The sequence below is a fragment of the Vibrio bathopelagicus genome (genome assembly GCF_014879975.1).
GTDB classification, from domain to species: Bacteria; Pseudomonadota; Gammaproteobacteria; order Enterobacterales; family Vibrionaceae; genus Vibrio; species Vibrio bathopelagicus.
Map to the genome: position 1 here is coordinate 1,683,440 of NZ_CP062500.1, position 21,144 is coordinate 1,704,583.

Annotated in this window: 12 protein-coding genes; 9 read left to right on the forward strand and 3 right to left on the reverse strand. The window is 43.1% G+C overall.

The features are described from left to right. Window positions 1-45 precede the first annotated feature (45 nt). The 3 genes from IHV80_RS07345 to IHV80_RS07355 all read right to left on the reverse strand — a co-directional run bounded on the left by IHV80_RS07345 (window position 46) and on the right by IHV80_RS07355 (window position 5,863). Complete coding sequence (locus IHV80_RS07345; RefSeq protein ID WP_192890615.1) at window positions 46-2,703, reverse strand: MlaD family protein; 2,658 nt, start codon at window positions 2,701-2,703, stop codon at window positions 46-48. After that, window positions 2,690-4,000 (reverse strand): PqiA/YebS family transporter subunit, encoded by a 1,311-nt coding sequence (locus IHV80_RS07350; RefSeq protein WP_192890616.1) that lies wholly within the window; start codon window positions 3,998-4,000, stop codon window positions 2,690-2,692. The genes IHV80_RS07345 and IHV80_RS07350 overlap by 14 nt, the downstream gene beginning before the upstream one ends. Before the next feature lie 66 nt (window positions 4,001-4,066). Further along, window positions 4,067-5,863 (reverse strand): ABC transporter ATP-binding protein, encoded by a 1,797-nt coding sequence (locus IHV80_RS07355; RefSeq protein ID WP_192890617.1) that lies wholly within the window; start codon window positions 5,861-5,863, stop codon window positions 4,067-4,069. An 89-nt stretch (window positions 5,864-5,952) separates the two neighbouring features. Between IHV80_RS07355 and IHV80_RS07360 the strand changes: the two genes are divergently transcribed. From IHV80_RS07360 to IHV80_RS07400, 9 genes are all read left to right on the forward strand, one after another. Next, on the forward strand, window positions 5,953-6,444 hold the full coding sequence (locus IHV80_RS07360; RefSeq protein ID WP_065104250.1) for a GAF domain-containing protein: 492 nt from the start codon (window positions 5,953-5,955) through the stop codon (window positions 6,442-6,444). Window positions 6,445-6,541: 97 nt separating this feature from the next. Then, window positions 6,542-7,165, forward strand: coding sequence for an RNA chaperone ProQ (gene proQ / locus IHV80_RS07365; RefSeq protein WP_192890618.1), 624 nt, complete (start codon window positions 6,542-6,544; stop codon window positions 7,163-7,165). Window positions 7,166-7,182: 17 nt separating this feature from the next. Then, window positions 7,183-9,177, forward strand: coding sequence for a carboxy terminal-processing peptidase (gene prc / locus IHV80_RS07370; protein ID WP_192890619.1), 1,995 nt, complete (start codon window positions 7,183-7,185; stop codon window positions 9,175-9,177). 266 nt (window positions 9,178-9,443) lie between these two features. Then, entirely contained in the window at window positions 9,444-10,127 is a 684-nt protein-coding gene (locus tag IHV80_RS07375; RefSeq protein ID WP_192890620.1) for a hypothetical protein, read from the forward strand. Between the two features lie 218 nt (window positions 10,128-10,345). Beyond that, on the forward strand, window positions 10,346-12,952 hold the full coding sequence (gene pepN / locus IHV80_RS07380) for an aminopeptidase N (protein ID WP_192890621.1): 2,607 nt from the start codon (window positions 10,346-10,348) through the stop codon (window positions 12,950-12,952). A 325-nt stretch (window positions 12,953-13,277) separates the two neighbouring features. Then, entirely contained in the window at window positions 13,278-13,496 is a 219-nt protein-coding gene (locus tag IHV80_RS07385; protein ID WP_004733645.1) for a DUF2835 domain-containing protein, read from the forward strand. 228 nt (window positions 13,497-13,724) lie between these two features. Further along, window positions 13,725-18,566, forward strand: coding sequence for an NAD-glutamate dehydrogenase (locus IHV80_RS07390; protein WP_192890622.1), 4,842 nt, complete (start codon window positions 13,725-13,727; stop codon window positions 18,564-18,566). A gap of 371 nt (window positions 18,567-18,937) precedes the next feature. Continuing rightward, complete coding sequence (pyrD, locus tag IHV80_RS07395; protein WP_004733647.1) at window positions 18,938-19,948, forward strand: quinone-dependent dihydroorotate dehydrogenase; 1,011 nt, start codon at window positions 18,938-18,940, stop codon at window positions 19,946-19,948. Window positions 19,949-20,142: 194 nt separating this feature from the next. Continuing rightward, a complete protein-coding gene (locus IHV80_RS07400; RefSeq protein ID WP_004733648.1) occupies window positions 20,143-20,691 on the forward strand; it encodes a cell division protein ZapC in 549 nt (182 codons plus the stop codon). Window positions 20,692-21,144 lie beyond the last annotated feature (453 nt).

Genomic DNA, 21,144 nt, shown 5'->3' on the forward strand with positions numbered 1-21,144 from the left:
TTTTAAGTTAAATCATGTGTGTTTTCAGTGTGGAAACTTAGTTCACTAAGGGCGAGGTATGGCGGTTCTCCAAGATTTCCATTCATCTTCGGCTTGAGGATATAAATAGAAAGATTGGTCTTCTTCTGCCAACGGTTGGAGTTCATTCGTTGGTGGCGTAGAGAAAGTAATCCCGCCTCTTAACAAGCTATCTACTGTACCGGCCTTGATATTTGCACCCGACAAACCGATAGAGACATCAACCCCAGACACATTCCAAAAAACGCTGTTTGAGCGAATCAGATAGGCGTATTCAGGTTTGATCTGAATGGTTGAGATAATACGGTCTGCAAATTCACCCAGTTTCACGTCAATCACAGAGCCAATCTCTAGCTCTCTGAATAGAATCGGTGTGCCTTCAGATACGGAACCTCTTGTTTCACTCTGCAACGTAAACACTTTGCCTTCAGGTTTAACTGGGCCTTGGCTAAGCTTAAATGCCGTGGTTTTGTCGCCTTTTCCTGGTTCAACATTGATGTGTTTAGAGAGCAGTGCCGATACGTTTTTGATACCGTTTAGGCCGATCTCCGGTTCTGCTAACCAAAAGTGGCTGTTTGCGACTGCAATTTTCTCAACGTATTCCGGTAAAACGCGAGCGGTAATTTCGATCCCACCTTTGTCAAAGTTCGGAATCACGAGAGTCACTTCACCAACCGTGACACCCTGATATTTGATCGCCATGCCTTTGCTGACTTCTTGGTCGCCAGAAGAGGTGATGGTAATCGCGCGGCCAAACTTTCTCGCAGATTTCGAATCGGCGTATAGCTTCCAAACGTTACCAAGCTTGTTGTCGATTCCTGGTAGTGAATCAAAGGCTATACCACCTTGAATCAGCGTTTTAACCGGAGCAGCTTTAATGCTGATACCTGATAAAGAGGCATCGACTTCAACTCCTGAACGATTCCAAAAAACCGTGTGTTTGTTGATCAAGTGTGTGTAACGGTTTTCGATCGTTACTTCTATTCTTACGCCACCATCCGCTAGCTGAAAGTTAGAAATACTGCCGACTTGAAGGTTGCGGTAGAGCAGAGGGCTTCCTTTCGAGATAGAAGGCAGTTCACTGGCAAACAATGACATCTTTTTAGAGCCGGTTTGATTGAACTTGGCGATCTCTGCTAATGACTTACTTTGGAATAATTGATAGTTAGAGCGAGACTTACTGTTGCCTTCACTCACAAAGCTAATAGAACCACTCAACAGCTGTTTGGCTGGCGGTACTGTAACGCTTAAGCCTGACTCTGTAAGCTCTGCAGTCGCGCTGCCTGTAACGAAGAAGCGGTTATTACTTTTGATAAGGTGTGCATATTGGTTGTCGATCAGCGCATCCATGAATACTTCATGCTTGTCGCTACCGGTTCCAACACTTTCAACTAACCCAACATCAATGATTGAACCAACCGCTATGCCTTTGTAAAGCAATTGGGTTCCGACATCCAAACCAAATGAATTGCTAGAGGTTAGACGAATCGCAACAGACTTTTCTTGCTCCTGACTGAACTCGTTCTTGCGAATAGCGGTAAACCGACGAGATTTTTCACCTTCACCAGGTACTAATGTCAGGAAGTTACCTGTTACCAAGTTAGCAATGTTCTTCATACCTGTTAGCGACAGTTCCGCTTCTTCCAGAACGAATTTACTTCCACTGTTCAAAAAGTCACTGAATGCAGGTTGGATAGCGGCAGAAGCCACCACGTTTTCACGGCCTTTGCTCAGTGATAAATCGGTAATCTGACCAATTTCGATGCCTCGGTACATGATAGGCGCACCGGTTGCGCTGATCTTGTTGTCGTCTGGCACTGCGATCTTGATTGAGATACCACGACCCGCGGTCTTTAGATCGGGGTAGAGTTTGAATTCAGTGTTCATCTCAACTGGCTGGCCTTCTCCCGGGGAGTCAACCGCAATCGAGCCGCCAAGTAGGGCACTTAAGCTCTCTAATCGTACGTCAACACCTGAGAAGCCAATGCTCGCCCCTAAGCCGCTTACATTCCAAAAACGGCTTTGGTCGGTAATGATATGACTGTATTCGTCTTTGATGGCTGCTTGAATAGTTACCGACTTAGCATTTTCATTGAGTTGATAGTTATAAACTTCACCAATCGGGATCTTGCGGTAAACAATTTGTGAACCAACAGATACGCCGCCAAGATCTTTGGTGGTCAACGATATATTGAGACCTTCTGAAGCCAATAAGTCAGAAGGTGACGATTCCAAGGCGTGAAACACCGTTTCTGGTTTCTCTTTGGTTTCACTAGGGTGAATCGCAATATAGTTACCGGAAACAAGGGCGTCTAAACCCGAAATGCCAGAGAGGCTTGCCGTTGGTTTGACTAGCCAGAAACGCGTTCCCTTCGAAAGAAGCTTTTGAGCCTCAGGGTAGATGTCGGCATCAACATAAATGCTTGATAAGTCTTTGGACAACGTGATGTCGCGAACCATACCCACCTCTAAACCTTGATAGCGAATCGTGGTTCGTCCTGCGACTAACCCCGCGGCATCCGAGAAGTAGATTTGCACACGTTGCCCTGCATCATGTACTGACTTCATAACCAGCCAACCAGCAAGTGCTACGGTAAGAATCGGCAGAATCCACAAAGGTGAGATCCCTTTGTTTTTTCTGACTTCTGGTGAATATGACGTTTGTGATTGGTTATTGTTGTTCATTCACTGACTCATCTTTAGAGGTGTGGTTATCCCAAATTAGCCTAGGATCTAAGCTTTCTGCTGCCAGCATTGTCATAACAACAACGACACCGAAAGCCACAGCACCATAACCTGGTGTAAAGTTTAAAATTTGTCCACGGTCGACCAATGTCATCATGATCGAAATAACGAAGAGATCCATCACCGACCATTTACCTACCCATTTTACAATGAAATAGATGGTCATTCTTTGCCTGTGATAGCGTGCTCGTTTCATTTGAATACAAAGCAATATGTACGTAAGTCCGAGAATCTTGGCTACTGGAACCACGATACTTGCAATAAAAATAATCGCAGCGATGCCGTACATATCAGTATTGATGAGTGAAGCGACACCCGAAATGATAGTGTCTTCTAACCTTTGCCCGTTGGTGATTACGATTGAAATTGGAATCACGTTCGCTGGTATTATGGCAACGGAAGCCGCAAATAACAGTGCCCAAGTCTTTTGTATAGAGTAGGGCTTGCGGTGATATAAGTCATGGTGACAACGTACACAAGCATCACCTTCAGGCTGAGATAGGTGGCAGTTGTGACAGTGAATATTTTTGTTCTCTGCAAAAGAGTAGTCTGATTCTTTCGCCCAAGCTTCCCAGTAACGTCGCACACTAATGCGGCTTACCAGTAGAACGCTGAATAGCTGCAGTAGAATCAATCCAATTAAACCAGGGCCAACAAAAATATCGGAATAGTCTTGTAGTTTGAAACACGAGATGGCCACACTCACCAAAAAAACATCCAACATCATCCAATGCTTTAAGGTTTGGATAATCGCTAATGAGTAACGAAATGATGTGAAAATTTTAAAGCGTAATGATACGTGTGTGATCAGTACCGAAGTACAAACAAGGAACGGCGCGATAGAGCTGCAGAATAAAATGAGTAACCCAAGCAGTGGGAAGCCTTCTCCCATTAAGGTGAATACACCCGATGGCAGTGTGGCTGGTATCATGACGCCAATGAGGCGGATACTGATGAATTCAAAGAAATGAGAAGGGATAAATAACAATAAGCAAGTGATTGCGATGGCTAGATTTCCAGAGAGGCTAGGTGTGCCTCCGCGGTATAACTGAGTTCCGCATCTAGGGCAGTAAGCTGACTTCCCATGTGGGATATCCATCTTGTCTATTGGGAGTTCACAGCCTTGGCATAGTCGTACAGAACTGCTGTCGCACAAGTGCTTACCTTGTGATTGTTCGGATGATGGCTGATCGCTCGGTAATGGCTCAGCGGTGACAGGATTAGAGGGGGAGGTCACAAGACCTCCCTAGTTGAAGCGTTGGTCAAAACATAGAAATGACTTAACTTACTAGAACGACAAACATCAGGCGTGCGATTGCACACTGCCATAGAGTGTTTGATAAAGTCCTTGTTGTTCAACCAATTCACCATGTGTTCCCGTCTGTGTGACTTGTCCATCTTCTAAAACATAGATCAGATCAGCTTGTTTCACTGCTGATAATCGATGGGCCACAATCAAAGTTGTGCGATCTTTCAAAAATTCGCTTAGTGCTTTGTGCAGAGCTGACTCTGTCGCTGTATCAAGTGCTGATGTTGCTTCGTCTAGAATAACAAACTTCGGATTGCTCAACACCATACGGGCGATGGCCAGTCGTTGTCGTTGACCACCAGACAGTCGAACGCCATTCCTACCAATTTGAGTATCCAAACCGTTACTTAGCTGCTTAATCACATCTTGCATCTGAGACACTTCAAGCGCACGCCATAGCGACATCTCATCGTATTCGGCGCCGAGGGTCAGATTATGCCTCAATGTGTCATTAAAAAGTATAGGTTGCTGTAAAACAACGGCAATTTGATTACGAATTATATCAAAACTGATGTCGTCCGTTGTTTCACCGTTATAACGAATACACCCAGAGTCGGCTTGATAAACCCCAATAAGCAACTGTATTAATGTCGATTTACCTCCACCACTGGCACCGACTAGAGCGACCTTTTTTCCAGCAGGTATGTGTAAGGATAGCCTATTTAAAACAGTGTTTTCTAATGTGTAAGAGAATGTAACGTCTTCTATGTCAACTGTCACTTCTTGATGTTCATTAAACGGGTTCACTTTGCTGATAGGGCGCTTCTCTTCTTCTAACTGAAGAAGATCGTTGATGCGTTGCAGTGCGGCCTTCGCGCTATACCAAGAGAATTGAATGCCTAACAATTCTTGAACCGGGCCCAACATAAACCATAAGTAACCAAATACCGCGAAAATCTGACCAATGGTTAAGTCGCTAAATAACACCATCAACATTGCAACAGCACGGAACAGTTCAAAACCTAATAGAAATAATAAAAAGGACACTCGCCCCGCGGCTTCCGATTGCCATGCGTATTTATCGGCATCGATTCTTACTTGGTTTGCTTGAACTTTAAGTTCATCAAGAAAGATGCGCTCTTTATTAGCTGCACGAAGTTGATAGATGCCATCTAACGTTTCAACTAAGCGATTCTGAAAACGCTCAAAAGACTGGTTCTCATATTTCTTGAGGTGTTTAACACGGCTACCGAGCTTACGAGAAAAATAAATAACAACAGGATTGACCAGTAGAATGAACAGCCCTAAACGCCACTCTAACCATAGTAGGACTATAGCGGTACCGAGCACCGTTAAGAAGCTGATGATAAATTTAGAAAGGGTCGAGCCAATGAACTTATCAATAGTCTCTATGTCTGTAATTAGATGAGCATTAATACCGCCGCTGCCTTTGGTTTCGTACTGTCGGATGCTAATGCGGCCAAGTTTATCGATCATCTTGCTACGCATTTGGTAGGTGATCGTTTTGGAAACCAAAGTAAATTGACGACCTTGTAGAATATTCAACGCTTGGCTGGCAGATCGCATCAGGATAACCAACAAGAGAGTAAGAGCAATATAGCCAGTTGGCGTTTGCAGCGAGACTGGAAGTAGGTGATTCATCATCTCTAACCCTGAAGCTGGCTTATCAAGCAAAACTTCGTCGACCATGAGTGGCATAAGCAGAGGGATAGGGACGCTAATTAAGGTTGCAATAATGGCAACAAAGTTAGCAAACAGTAATTTGGACTTGTGTTTTTTTACTTGAGTTATCAACCAAGAACGGCTAATAGTGTCTTCTGAATTGTTCATTGTAATGAGAATAAGTCCTATTTAGTTTGATGGCCGCATTTTACTGCGTTCTCTTGATAATGGAAGTCTCAATTTAATTGGAAGTTAATATGAAAATAGAACATTACCAACGCTTAACCAAACAAGCCGTTGCATTAATTGAATCAGAAACCGATCTAATTGCGAATCTTGCAAATATTAGCTCACTATTGTTCATGGAATTAGATGAACTTAACTGGGCTGGTTTCTACTTAATGAAGCAAGATAAGCAAATGCAACAAGATGAGCTTGTGCTTGGTCCCTTCCAAGGTCAGCCAGCGTGTGTTCGAATTCCAGTAGGGCGTGGAGTCTGTGGAACTGCGGTTGCGACGAATACAGTTCAGCGCATTCATGATGTGCATGAGTTCGAAGGTCACATCGCTTGTGATGCTGCAAGTAACTCAGAAATCGTTATTCCATTCTCTATCGATGGTAAAGTTGTGGGTGTTCTTGACATCGATAGTCCAAATATTGGTCGTTTTTCTCAAATTGATGAAGACGGATTGACATTTTTTATGGCTGAAGTGGAAAAGGTGCTTAATTCGCACGCGAACAAGGCATAAATTATTCTCTTACTGTGGTTTTTCCCAAGCATCTCTCTATAATACGTAAAAATATTTTCTTAATGCTCGCGGAAAACCGCAAAAACCAGGAACCCACATGGAAAACACTGAAAAGTTAAAAAACAGCAAAGAAGTTATCGCATATGTTGCTGAATGTTTCCCTAAATGCTTTACTCTAGAAGGTGAAGCAAAACCACTTAAAATTGGTATTTTTCAAGATCTTGCTGAACGTCTAAGTGAAGACGAAAAAGTAAGTAAGACTCAGCTTCGTGCAGCGTTAAGACAGTACACATCATCATGGCGTTACCTGCACGGCGTAAAAGCTGGTGCAGATCGTGTTGACCTAGACGGCAACGCGTGTGGCACATTAGAAGAAGAGCACGTAGAACACGCTAAAGCTACACTTGCAGAAAGCAAAGCGAAAGTTCAGGCTCGTCGTAAAGAACAAGCACAGAAAGCTCGTGAAGAAGGCAAAGCGAAAACTAAGGCGAAGAAAGCTCAACAGCCTCGTCGTCAAGCGCCTAAAGCACCAAAAGTAGAAAAGCCTGTAGAAACACGCGCTTTGAACGCCGATGAATTCATCGCTGGCAAAGAAGTAAATGTGAACATGGGTACAGGAAACATGGCTGCGACCATTGTTGAAATCAATAAGGAAGATGTACGTGTTCAGTTAGCAAACGGCCTACAAATGGTTGTTAAAGCGGAGCACTTGCGCGCTTAAAGGAGATACTCCTACGCATGAAATGCCGTTCAAAATTGACACTGATTGCTGCTAGCTTTTTTCTAGCAGCTTCAGCTCAGGCTCTTGAAGCCAAATTAGATCAGGACGATTTACCTTTACTCGCTCCTGAGGTCCAACACGAAACTGCTAGTAAACGTGTTACTTCTCGATTTACTCGTTCTCACTATAAACACTTCAATCTCAACGATGATTTCTCTCAGGCTATCTTTAATCGTTATTTAGAGATGCTGGATTATAATCGTAATATCTTCACTCAAGCTGATATTGACTCTTTCTCCTCTTCATCTGTGCAAATTGATGATCAGCTGAAAGCGGGTAATAACCAGATTGCTTTCGATGTTTATAATCTTTCTATGCAGAAGCGTTTTGAACGTTTTCAATATGCGTTGTCTTTGCTAGATACTGAGATTAAGTTTGATACCGATGAAAGTATTGAGCTCAATCGTAGTGAAGCGGAGTGGCCGAAAGATATCGCCGAAGTGAATGAGCTTTGGAGGAAGCGTGTTAAATATGACGCGTTGAACCTGAAACTTACTGGTAAAGAATGGCCAGAGATTCAAGAGGTTTTGGAAAAGCGTTACAACAATGCGATGAAGCGTATTACACAATCGCATAATGAAGATGCTTTCCAAATCTACATGAACGCATTTGCGCGTGAAGTTGATCCTCACACCAGTTACCTTTCTCCAAGAAATGCAGAACAATTCCAATCAGAGATGAATCTATCTTTGGAAGGTATTGGTGCTGTGCTTCAGATGACTGATGACTATACCGTGATTCGCTCGTTAGTTGCTGGTGGCCCTGCGTCAAACAGCAAACAATTGAGCGATGGTGACCGCATTGTCGGTGTCGGCCAAGATGGCGAAGAGGTTGTTGATGTTATCGGTTGGCGTTTAGACGATGTAGTACAGCTGATTAAGGGCCCGAAAGGGACCAAAGTTAAGCTACAAATCTTGCCGGAAGGTAACGATGCAAAAAGTCACGTTGTCACAATTGTACGCGACAAGATTCGTCTAGAAGACCGCGCTGTTAAATCTGAAGTTATCGAGAAAGATGGCAAGAAGATTGGTGTTCTTGAAGTACCAAGTTTCTATGTTGGCCTCTCTAAAGATACCGATAAACTGATCAGTGAGCTTAAACAGCAAGGTGTTGAAGGTATTATCGTTGATCTTCGAAACAACGGTGGTGGTGCACTGACTGAAGCAACCGAACTCTCTGGTTTATTTATCAAAGAGGGACCAGTTGTTCAGGTTCGTGATAGCTACGGTCGTGTCAAAGTGAACAGTGATACTGACGGCGAAATCAGCTATCAAGGTCCATTAACGGTATTGGTGAATCGCTACAGTGCGTCAGCTTCTGAGATTTTTGCAGCAGCGATGCAAGATTACGGTCGTGCAATTATTCTTGGCGAAAACTCTTTCGGTAAAGGAACGGTGCAACAACATCGCTCTTTGAATCATATCTATGATTTGTTCGATAAAGAGTTGGGCTACGTTCAATACACAATCCAGAAATTCTACCGAATCAATGGTGGCAGTACGCAAAACAAAGGTGTAGTACCTGATATTGCTTATCCGACGCCAATTGATCCAGCAGATACTGGTGAAAGTGTTGAAGATAATGCTCTACCTTGGGACAGTATTGATAAAGCAAATTACTCAGTGTTACAGCGTAACGATGAAGAAATAGTTGCTTTGACTGCCCAACACCAAGCTCGCATTGCTACTGACATGGAATTTGGCTTTATCGCGCAAGATATTGAAAAATATAAAGCAGATAAAGACGATAACGACCTTTCTTTGAATGAAAAGGTACGTCAGCAAGAGAGTGATGATGCGGATGTGCTTCGTCTAGAGCGTATCAATCAACGTCAAAAAGCCGCTAAGTTAGAGGCATTTAAAACGCTAGATGATATTCCTAAAGACTACGAAGCCCCAGATGCTTATCTTGATGAGTCGGTTGCTATCATGCTAGACATGATAAAGAAATAAACTCTTATAACGTGCCTTGTTAAAGGTGACGGTTTTAAAAAGCGAGCTTAGGCTCGCTTTTTTTGTATCTGCGATTTGACAAAAATGGTGGTGTTTCTTTATGCATTAACGCTTCGGCATCTTCTGAATAGCTCATATTTAAAGCGTGTTTTTGCGAGTGATTATGTCACCCAGTTACTTCGCACTTAAAATTTAGTGACTTGGATCATATTTTTTCGCTTTCTAATCATTACGTGCCTAAGCTTAAAGAAAATAAGGGGGCGCTTATGAAATGGATTCTACTGGTTTTATCTTGTTTAAGTTTTGCTGCTTTGGGGAGCGAGGGTGCTCCGAGCGTTCAACAGTCAAAAAGCGATAGCAATCTATCTCACTTTGACCTGCCTTTACTCCTGGGTGATTGGTATTTAATGAATCCAGAACCTGACAAAGGTACTGAAAATTTTAGAGCTATTAAGCTGACTCTCGATTCAAACTACTCATTTACCATTGATATTCAAAAGAAAGATTACAGCGTCGATCACTGGGAAGGTTTATATAACGCCAATGAAGACACGCTCATTCTGGGTTTGAATACCTCAGAACCACAAGTTTATGCTTACAGTAGTAACCATAACATGCTGAACCTTAACGGTGTTTTGTTTACCAAAGCACTTCCAAATGCTCTGGCCGGGATTTGGTCGAGCGCCGAACTTTCTGGTAGTGACTTACGTGCAAGTAACATTCAAAAAATGGACTTAGTGCTAGAGCCTGACTTCGTATTTATGTTCCGTGTCTCTGATGAAGTGGGCAGTGAAGTGATTCGTCGTGGAGTGTATTACACCGAAGGGGACCAGCTAGTTCTGCTTTATGAGAACGGTGAACACGGCACTCGTTACACATTAAACAGTGATGTGTTGACGCTTCAAGGTGAAGAAGGAGACATGTTTGCGGTGCTTAATCGTATTCGATAAGTGCGAGTTTTAGCCCTAAAATTGAACTCGTTGATAATATGGTTTGTTGCTTGTTTATTAGGCGTTCCTGTCTGATTTGATTGATAAAATAGTAAAACATGGAGGCATTTTCCTACAATGCCTCCTTTTTTTAATATTCCCCTTGTTTTATTGGCGCTCAACCTTTAGATATATACAGTTCAAAAATAATTACGTATAACGATCAAAAGGAACCCGTCATGGCACATACACCTCAAGCCAAGTATCGTAAAGATTATCAATCACCATCTCACACTATTTCTGAAATCGATCTTACTTTCGATTTGTACGATTCAGCATCCATTATTACCGCTATTTCTAGTGTTAAGCAGGAGAAAGAAAGCTCGACATTAGTACTTGATGGTGAAGGCTTGAAGTTAGTCTCTGTTTTGGTTGAAGGTAAGGAGTGGACGCAGTACGAACAGTCTGAAACTCTACTTACTTTGAATGAACTTCCGAAAGATTTCACACTAACAATCGTTACGGAAGTTGACCCTGAAGGGAACAGTGCTCTTGAAGGCCTGTACAAGTCGGGTGGTGCTTTCTGCACTCAATGTGAAGCCGAAGGTTTCCGACGTATTACTTACTACATGGATCGCCCAGATGTGTTGGCGAAATTCACGACAACGGTTATCGCAGACAAAGCCGAAAATCCATTCCTACTCAGTAATGGTAACCGTGTCGACGAAGGCGAAGCTGAAAATGGCCGCCACTGGGTGAAATGGCAAGACCCACATCCAAAACCAGCGTACCTGTTTGCTTTAGTTGCGGGTGACTTCGATGTACTTCGTGACGTATACACCACACAATCTGGTCGTAATGTCGATCTAGAAATCTTTGTCGACAAAGGCAACCTAGACAGAGCTAACCACGCGATGGTCTCTTTGATTAATTCAATGAAGTGGGACGAAGAGCGTTTCAACCTAGAGTACGACTTAGACATCTACATGATCGTAGCCGTTGATTTTTTCAACATGGGCGCGATGGAAAACAAAGGCCTGAACGTATTCAACTCTAAGTTTGTTCTGGCAAACGACCAAACAGCAACAGATACAGATTACCTAGGTATAGAAGCGGTAATCGGTCACGAATATTTCCACAACTGGACAGGTAACCGAGTTACTTGTCGCGATTGGTTCCAGTTGAGCTTGAAAGAAGGTTTAACGGTATTCCGCGACCAGGAGTTCTCGTCTGATCTTGGTTCTCGCGCAGTAAACCGCATCAATAATGTTCGTATTATTCGCGGCCCACAATTCGCAGAAGATGCGAGTCCAATGTCTCACCCAATTCGTCCAGAAAAAGTGATAGAAATGAATAACTTCTATACTTTAACAGTGTACGAAAAGGGCAGTGAAGTGATCCGTATGATCCACACATTGTTGGGTGAGGAAGGTTTCCAAAAAGGCATGAAGCTGTACTTCGAACGTCATGATGGTACGGCGGCAACATGTGAAGACTTCGTAGCGGCAATGGAAGATGCATCGGGCGTTAACCTGTCTCAGTTCCGTTTATGGTACAGCCAGTCTGGTACGCCGACACTGTCTGTTGAAAGCCATTACGACGCAGAGAAAAAAGAGTACACGTTAACGACTCGTCAAGTGACAGCGCCAACTCATGAGCAAACCGAAAAGCAGGCTCTGCATATTCCTCTTGATATCGAGCTGTACACAGCGTCGGGTGAAGTGATTGAGTTACAATGTAACGGTCAGCCTATTCATAATGTATTAGATGTGAAAGAGGCGGAACAAACGTTTGTGTTTGAGAACGTAGACGAGCAACCAGTTCCATCTTTGCTGCGTGAGTTTTCTGCGCCAGTGAAACTTGAATACAACTATTCAGACGCAGAGCTAATCTTCCTGATGGTAAATGCTCGCAACGAATTCTCTCGTTGGGACGCGGGACAAATGCTGCTAGCGAAATACATCCGTAGCAACGTAGATAACGTTCAACAAGGTCAAAAGTTTGCACTTTCTTCTGAAGTGGTTGATGCATTCCGCGGTGTATTGCTTAGCGATTCATTAGAGCCTGCATTTATCGCAGAGATGCTTTCTCTACCAAGTCATAACGAAGTGTCGGGTTGGTACGAGCGTGTTGATATCGATGCTGTCGCGTCAGTACTTCATTCAATGAAAGTGACGTTGGCGAAAGAGCTTGAAGATGAACTTGCTGCGGTTTACCACAGTCACGCCTTAGCAGAATACACGATTGACCATGATTCAATTGGTAAGCGTACTTTGCGTAAAGTGTGTCTAAGTTACTTAGCTCATACTGAAAAGGGTAATGACTTGGTTGTTGCTATGTACCAGCAAGCAAACAACATGACAGACACAATGGCCGCAATGGGCGCGGCGAACAGTGCACAACTCCCATGTCGTGAAACTTTAATGGCGGATTACAGCGATAAGTGGAAACACGATGGTCTTGTAATGGATAAGTGGTTCGCTCTTCAAGGAACGAACCCAAGTTCAAACGCACTTGAAGTGATCAAGGCGTCTATGTCACACCAAGCGTTTAGTTTGAAAAACCCGAATCGTACTCGCAACTTGGTCGGTTCATTCTTAAACATGAACCCAGTTCAGTTTCACGACAAGTCAGGTCAGGGCTATGAGTTTGCAGGAGAAATCTTACGTGAGCTTAACAGCAGCAACCCACAAGTAGCATCACGTTTGATCGATCCTTTGCTTAAGTTCCGTAAGTACGATGATCAACGCCAAGCATTGATTAAAAAGCAACTTGAGATTTTAAAGGGTATGGATAATCTAGCTAAAGACTTATTTGAGAAAGTAACGAAAGCACTCGAGGCTTAAGTTCGCGCTTATTCAGGTAACTGTTTACTAATAACGAGAAGTCATCAGTGGTAGAGGTCATCTGCCACTGATTTTTTGTTTTTGGGTGCTCGATTTTCAACCAGGATTGGTTGCTTAGTTAAAAATCGTTGTTTAAGCTAAACCCTTTGTTTAAACAGAATTTGCTGTTTAAGGAAGTCAAAGTCAAAGTAAGGTTAGCCTCCTAGACAAGCTTTCAAACTGAGACGTTTCCACCTTTAGACAATTTTCGTCGTTCAGGGTTTCCACTGTTCAACATCGTTTTGTGCCAAAAAATACCGGCACTGTATATTTATACAGGTATCGTATGAATCGCTATATTTTCCAACTTAACATCTCATATCAACAGTTTTTGGCCAGCTATTCTGGTGCCGCAAGTAAAGTTCAAGTGATAACGACCACTGGATTGCGTCTACAGTTACCTGCAACTCGGTTCAGACCATTTCTTACACAAATAGGGGTTAGAGGGCAGTTTAGACTGACAACTGACCAAAAAAATAAGTTTATTAAGTTGGAAGCTCTGTAAACCTTGGCGTGCCTAGTGAGTTAAAAGGAATCTTAATCACATAATCAAACATTTCACCTCTTACCACCTCCAAAACAATTAACTATTTCTCAATAATGCTTTTACAATAAATGAATGCATTACCTTTGCTTAACTCGTTAGTAGGAAAGAGCTCAACGGCTCAATTCAAACACCAGCTTAAGTAAGCCCCCTAATAATAAAATATAATTCTAATTGTGGAGTGTGACTATGACCGCACGTGAAACTGTGGTTCCAGTTTTACTTGAAAAAGTGTACAAACTGATTCAAGACAAACTTGACCTTGCTCATCGACCTCTCGTAACTCAACTTGCTCAACACTTGTTTAGTAACGTTTCTCACGACGACCTAACTCAGAGAAACGAATCCGATTTATACGGTGCTGTAGTTAGCTTATGGCATCACATCAATGAAAAGAAAGCCGACGAAATTTCTGTCCGTGTTTTTAACCCGACAGTAAGCCGTCAAGGTTGGCAATCGACTCACACTATCGTTGAGATAGTGGTACCAGATAGCCCATTCCTCGTTGATTCTGTAAAAATGGCATTAACTCGCCTCGATCTCTCTTCTCACCTTATGCTCCACAACCCAACACAAATCTCCCGTTCTGATAAGGGAAGTGTTGTTGGTGTCAGCAACAATGAAGGTGTCTTCCAATCACTTTTCCATATTGAGGTTGACCGTCTAAGTAGCAAAGCTGAAATGACCGCACTTAAAACCGAGCTACTGGATATCTTTACCGATACTGGTCTTGTGGTTAATGATTGGCTGAAAATGGTAGAACGACTTGAAGAAGTCACCAATCAAGTTGAAGAGCAAAAAGAGACGATTCCAGTTGATGGCCAGCGTTTTGATGAAACTCTCGCGTTCCTTCGTTGGTTGGGCGAGCACAACTTTACGTTTATGGGTTACAAGGAATATGACCTTGTTTCTGTGAATGGCGACACTGAGCTACAACCGACCAAGGAGCAAGGTCTTGGTTTGTTCGCAAATTCAGATCGTGTACGTAACGTTAAGCTGTCTGAGTTTTCAGACTCGGCACGCTTAGAAGCAAAAAAACCGTATGTACTGATCGTAACCAAGGGCAACACGGCTTCACGCATTCACCGCCCAGCTTACAATGATTACATCGGTATCAAGAAGTTTGATAAAAACGGTAAGGTAATTGGTGAGCACCGCTTTACCGGCCTTTACACTTCTGCCGTTTATAACCAAACGGTTGAAAGCATTCCTCTAGTTCGCGAGAAAGTTGAGCGTATCTTAGATGCAAGTGGTTACCGTAAGGGTTCATACTCTTACAAAGCTCTGCACAACATTCTTGAAAACTACCCACGTGATGAACTGCTTCAAGCTCGAGAAGAAGAGTTACTTGAAGTTGGTACGGGCGTAGTACAAATGCAAGATCGCGATCTTCTGCGTTTGTTTGTTCGTAAAGACCCGTTTGGTCGTTTCTTCAGCTGTATGGTTTACGTAACAAAAGATCGTTACAACACCGAACTTCGTCGTCAAACCCAACGCATTTTAAAGCAATACTTCGGTTGCGAAGAAGAAGTCGAATTCACGACATACTTCTCTGAAAGCCCACTGGCAAGAACGCACTATATTGTTCGTGTTGATAACAACAACATGGATGTGGACGTGAAAACAATTGAGCAAAATTTAATGGAAGTATCGTCTACGTGGGATGACCGCCTGTCTGAATCAATCGTTGCTAACTTCGGTGAAAGCAAAGGTCTACCGTTATCGAAAGAGTACATGCGTGCATTCCCACGTTCGTACAAAGAAGACATGATGCCTGGTTCTGCGGTTGCAGATATCGAACGTCTAGAAGCTCTGAGCGAAGACAACAAACTTGGCATGCTTTTCTACCGACCTCAAGAAGAGGCGGCAGACTCTAAAGCCGTTCGTTTGAAATTGTTCTACCACAGTGATGAGCCGATTCACCTGTCTGATGTTATGCCAATGCTTGAAAACTTTGGCCTACGCGTTATTGGTGAGTCACCTTATGAAGTGCGCAAGACCAATGGGGTGACTTATTGGATCCTTGATTTCTCGATGCTGCATAAGAGTGACCAGACGATTGATCTTCGTGAAGCTCGCGATCTATTCCAACAAGCCTTTGCTGCGATTTGGGCGGGTGAGTTAGACAGTGATGGTTTCAACCGCTTGGTATTGGGTGCAGGTCTTTCTGGCCGTGAAATTTCAATTTTACGTGCGTATGCGCGTTACATGCGCCAAGTTGGTTTCCCATTCAGTCAACAATACATTGAAGACACATTGTCTCATTACCCAGATCTAGCGAAAGGGTTAGTGAGCCTATTCGGCAAGCGTTTTGATCCTAAATTGAAGGGCAGCGCAAAAGGCCAACAAGATCTTATCAAGAAGATCACTGAACAGTTGGATCATGTAGAAAGCTTGGATGATGATCGTATCATTCGTCGCTACATGGAAATGATCACAGCAACGCTTCGTACTAACTACTATCAGTTAGACGACAACAAACAGTCTAAACCTTGGTTGGCTCTGAAAATGAGACCAAGCGAGATTCCAGACATCCCAGCGCCGGTTCCTGCGTTTGAGATCTTCGTTTACGCACCAGATATTGAAGGTGTGCATCTACGTGGCGGTAAAGTCGCTCGTGGTGGTTTACGTTGGTCAGACCGTCAAGAAGATTTCCGTACTGAGATTCTAGGCCTAGTTAAAGCTCAACAAGTTAAGAACACAGTAATTGTACCGGTTGGTGCAAAAGGTGGTTTCGTTTGTAAGCGTCAACACATGATGTCTGGCCGTGATGAGATATTCGCTGAAGGTCAACGTTGTTACAAGCGCTTCATCCGCGCACTACTAGACGTATCAGACAACATCATTGAAGGCGAGGTTATCCCACCTAAGAGTGTTGTTCGTCACGACGAAGATGATCCGTACTTGGTTGTTGCTGCCGATAAAGGTACAGCAACGTTCTCAGATCTCGCAAACTCAGTATCTGATGAATACAACTTCTGGTTAGGCGATGCATTTGCCTCTGGTGGTTCTAACGGTTACGACCATAAAGCGATGGGTATCACCGCGAAAGGTGGCTGGGAATCTGTTAAGCGTCACTTCCGTGAAATGGGCATCAACTGTCAAACAACGGATTTCACCGCCATCGGTGTAGGTGATATGGCGGGCGATGTGTTTGGTAACGGCATGCTGTTGTCTAAGCATATTCGTATGCAAGCTGCATTCAACCACATGCATATCTTTATTGACCCGAATCCAGAATCAGCATCAAGCTGGGTAGAGCGTGAGCGTTTGTTTAACCTACCTCGTTCAAGCTGGGAAGATTACAACAAAGACCTTATCTCTCAAGGTGGTGGCATCTTCTCTCGTCGAGCGAAGTCTATCTCTTTGACGCCTGAAATTCAGAAAATGCTGGGTACTAAGAAAGCATCAATGGCACCGAATGACTTGATCAAAGCGATCTTGTCTATGCAGGTTGATCTTCTTTGGAATGGCGGTATCGGTACATACGTTAAGTCTTCAAACGAGACTCATACTGATGTAGGTGACCGTGCAAATGACGTACTTCGTATCGATGGCCGTGACCTGAAAGCTAAGGTTGTTGGTGAAGGCGGTAACTTGGGTATGACTCAACTGGGTCGTATTGAATATGCACTTACGGGTGGTCGAGTTAATACCGACTTTGTTGATAATGTTGGCGGTGTTGACTGTTCAGATAATGAAGTAAACATTAAGATCTTCTTGAATGGTTTGGTATCTAATGGTGATCTAACCGTTAAGCAACGTAACCAAGTGCTTGAATCGATGGAAGATGAAGTTGGCGAAATCGTACTAGACGACGCATATTGCCAAGCTGAGTCTATTTCGGTTACTGAGCATCAAGGTGTTGGCTTAGTAAAAGAGCAAATCCGCTTTATTCACACAATGGAAAAAGCAGGGTACTTAGATCGTGGTTTGGAATACATCCCAGATGACGAAACATTGCTTGAGCGTGAAAAGCAGGGTCAAGGCCTAACAAGACCAGAGCTTTCTGTACTTGTCGCTTATGGCAAAATGGTACTTAAAGAAGATCTTGTTAGTGATGATATCGCTAATGATGAATTCCATGCTCAACAGCTTATGCAATACTTCCCAACAGCGTTACGTCGTAACTATTCTCAGCACATGGATAATCATCCACTGCGTTCTGAAATCATCGCGACTGCACTGGCTAACCAAATGGTTAACGAGATGGGTTGTAATTTCGTTACTCGTCTGCAAGAAGAGACTGGCGCAAATATCGTTGATATTGCAAATGCTTACGCGGCATCACGTGAAATCTACGGTCTTGGTAAAGTTCTTAAGAGCATCCGTGAACTGGACAATGTTTCAAGTTCTGAAGCTCAATACGAATTGATCTACCATGTTCGCCGTACACTTCGTCGCTTGGCTCGTTGGTTGCTAAGAAACCGTACTGGTAAACAGTCAGTGAAAGCTCTGATTGAACTTTACCAGGGTGATGTTCTTACTATTACAGAGAAACTGGATGAAAACCTAGTAGCTTCTGAAGTAGAAGAGCATAACGCAATGGCACAGCTATGGATTGACCAAGGCGTAAACGCTGAGTTGGCTAATTCAGTCGCACGTTTGTCTAGTTTGTACTCAGCACTGGATATATCCACAGTAGCTCGTGAAACAGGTAAAACAGTACAACAAGCGTCTAAGCTTTACTTCAATCTTGGTGACCGCTTGTCTTTGCACTGGTTCTTGAAGCAAATCAATGGCCAAGCAGTAGACAACAACTGGCAAGCATTGGCACGTGCGGCATTCAGAGAAGATCTGGATTGGCAGCAACGTCAGCTAACTGGTCAAGTACTTAACTGCGGTTGTGCTTCAGATATTGATGTGATTAAAGCGCTTGATGATTGGATGGAAAGCAACTCGGTTTCTCTACATCGTTGGGAAAGCATCTTGAACGAATTCAAAGTAGGTTCGGTTCATGAGTTTGCTAAGTTCTCAGTAGCACTACGTGAATTGATGCTGTTGAATCTAAACTGCATGTCGACAGACTAGCGATTAGATAAAAACGAAAAGAAATAAGGGCAGGCCATTAGGTCTGCCTTTTTCGTTTGGCTGAATAGTGTTATTCGGCAGAACAGTGTCATTTGGCTGAATAGTGAATGATGTGTCCAATTATTTCGTTGAGTCACTTATGTTTGGTCAAGTTAGCTTTTAATTGGTCGAGTTAACTGATGCTCGTTACATGAATGGTAGTCAAATGGACGATTCGCCTGAGGGTACGGTAACGTTTGCTTAATAATAAACCTCTTTCGTTAGCAAACTCGATTATCTTACCCTTACAGTCAGTAATAGATTGAATAGTTGGGCAAATAAGTAAATAATATCGCCCCGTTTACACGGCGCTTTTTTCTATCGGAGGCACAATGCTTTACCGTCTAGCCAGAACTGGCTTTTTCCAACTTGATGCCGAAAAGGCACATGACCTTGCAATTCAAAATTTCAAACGCTTTACCGGCACACCTATTGATCTTTTGTATCGCCAACAACTACCTCACCGACCTGTAGAGTGCATGGGTCTTACTTTTAAAAATCCAGTTGGCCTTGCGGCCGGTCTAGACAAAAACGGCGAATGTATTGATGCATTTGGCGCAATGGGTTTTGGTTTTGTAGAAGTAGGGACTGTTACTCCTCGTCCACAAGCAGGTAATGACAAACCACGTCTGTTCCGTCTTGTTGAAGCCGAAGGTATTATCAATCGCATGGGTTTTAACAACCTAGGCGTAGATAACCTAATTGAGAATGTTAAGAAGTCGAACTATGACGGCATCTTAGGTATCAATATTGGTAAGAACAAAGACACGCCAATTGAAAAGGGCGCAGAAGATTACATTATCTGTATGGAGAAGGTATACCAATACGCAGGCTACATTGCGGTAAATATTTCTTCACCAAATACTCCAGGACTTCGTTCGCTACAATATGGCGAAGCACTTGATGATCTGTTGTCTGAACTAAAAACCAAGCAATCTGAATTGGAAGCGAAGCATGGTAAATATGTCCCGCTTGCTCTTAAGATCGCTCCGGATCTAAGTGATGACGAAATTAGCCAGATTTGCGAATCATTGATCAAAAATAAGATCGATGGTGTGATCGCAACCAATACGACATTGGATCGCAGTATTGTTGAAGGCATGAAGCATTGCGACGAAGCGGGTGGCCTAAGCGGACGTCCAGTTCAATCTCGCAGTACTGAAGTTGTTCGTAAACTTCACGAAGAGCTGGGTGACCAACTACCGATCATCGGGGTAGGTGGCGTTGACTCTTACGTTGCTGCAAAAGAGAAAATGATGGCAGGCGCTAAGCTTGTACAAGTTTACTCTGGTTTCATCTACAAAGGTCCAGGCCTTGTTCGTGACATCGTTAAAAACCTGTAGTTCGTAAAAGCTTAAGCTATAATCCGACATCGTCTTGACAAAAGAGACACTGTAACTCACTGAGTTGTAGAGAAAAGCGATAAGAAAGAGGAATTCATTTCCTCTTTTTTTTTGTCTATCGCGCAGTAAAATTACTGTAATTGAAGGTAATTTTGCGTTTTACCTAACGGAATGGTTCAACAGTGTGAGACGAAATGATGCTTAAACCTAGCGATACATGGAGTTGGTATTACGATGAGCAGCAATGTTCGTTGATGCTAAACCTCGGAGAGGATATGATTTTTAAAACGAATCTGGTCCGTAATAAGCTGGTGGACTGCGCTTTTAAAGATAATGAATTCACTGTTGATGATGCATCTTCCTACCAAACCTTCAAAGAACAAATTTCTGGCTTAGAACTGTCTGAGCCACGACAAGCAGAGCTCGCACTTTATTGTGTGGCTGCAAAGCGTTTCCATAAGCCCGTACAGCCTAAAAGCTGGTTCTTCGACTCACAAGGCGCTGGCCATGAATATCCTCAAGAAGGGGATATTGTACAAATGAATAACGAGCATAGTCTTGGTTACTTCATTGTATTAGAAGTAGGAGAGTGTGCGAGCTTATGTGCATTTGTAGACTTAGAAGAGTTCCTCCTAACGCCTTCAAAAGGATTACGCTTTGGAGACTCGATTAAAGTCATGCACGATAGAATGACTGACGCAAATGCTATCCTTCATCAAACGCATATTGCGATGGTGGGCTAACCTCTAACCTCTAACCTAGAGCACTATTTCGACCAACTATCGCTACGAATAAACCTGTAATACCTTCCCCATAATCGGCTTAATAGCCGATTTTTTTGTGCCTAAAAAAGCGTATCTCAATAAATACGGCGTAGTTCATTCATTTGAATGACGTTGTTCACTTATTTAATTTGTAAAAAACGTATTTTTTTTAACCTCAATTTCGACCGATTCTCTCGCCATCGATAACGGATTTCCTCTGTTTATTCCCTGTTTGGGCTCTTTTGTTGCTAAGTTTCAACTTGAATTTTAATCTGGTATATACCAATTTAAGGGTGAATATAAATGCACTTAATGGTTTAGGCTTATCGATGAGTGTTATTTCTGTGAGATTGAGAGTTGTTGTGTTGTAAGGGGATGCGAGTAAGCGATCGCTTCATGACTGAGCATTTGCTAAGCAGTTAGTAGAAAGAT

Excerpts from the sequence above, each read along its gene's own strand:
- prc (WP_192890619.1), top strand. The coding sequence starts at position 7,183 with ATGAAATGCCGTTCAAAATTGACACTGATTGCTGCTAGCTTTTTTCTA.
- pepN (WP_192890621.1), top strand. The coding sequence starts at position 10,346 with ATGGCACATACACCTCAAGCCAAGTATCGTAAAGATTATCAATCACCA.
- IHV80_RS07345 (WP_192890615.1), bottom strand. The coding sequence starts at position 2,703 with ATGAACAACAATAACCAATCACAAACGTCATATTCACCAGAAGTCAGA.
- IHV80_RS07360 (WP_065104250.1), top strand. The coding sequence starts at position 5,953 with ATGAAAATAGAACATTACCAACGCTTAACCAAACAAGCCGTTGCATTA.
- IHV80_RS07355 (WP_192890617.1), bottom strand. The coding sequence starts at position 5,863 with ATGAACAATTCAGAAGACACTATTAGCCGTTCTTGGTTGATAACTCAA.
- IHV80_RS07390 (WP_192890622.1), top strand. The coding sequence starts at position 13,725 with ATGACCGCACGTGAAACTGTGGTTCCAGTTTTACTTGAAAAAGTGTAC.
- pyrD (WP_004733647.1), top strand. The coding sequence starts at position 18,938 with ATGCTTTACCGTCTAGCCAGAACTGGCTTTTTCCAACTTGATGCCGAA.
- IHV80_RS07385 (WP_004733645.1), top strand. The coding sequence starts at position 13,278 with ATGAATCGCTATATTTTCCAACTTAACATCTCATATCAACAGTTTTTG.
- proQ (WP_192890618.1), top strand. The coding sequence starts at position 6,542 with ATGGAAAACACTGAAAAGTTAAAAAACAGCAAAGAAGTTATCGCATAT.
- IHV80_RS07400 (WP_004733648.1), top strand. The coding sequence starts at position 20,143 with ATGATGCTTAAACCTAGCGATACATGGAGTTGGTATTACGATGAGCAG.
- IHV80_RS07375 (WP_192890620.1), top strand. The coding sequence starts at position 9,444 with ATGAAATGGATTCTACTGGTTTTATCTTGTTTAAGTTTTGCTGCTTTG.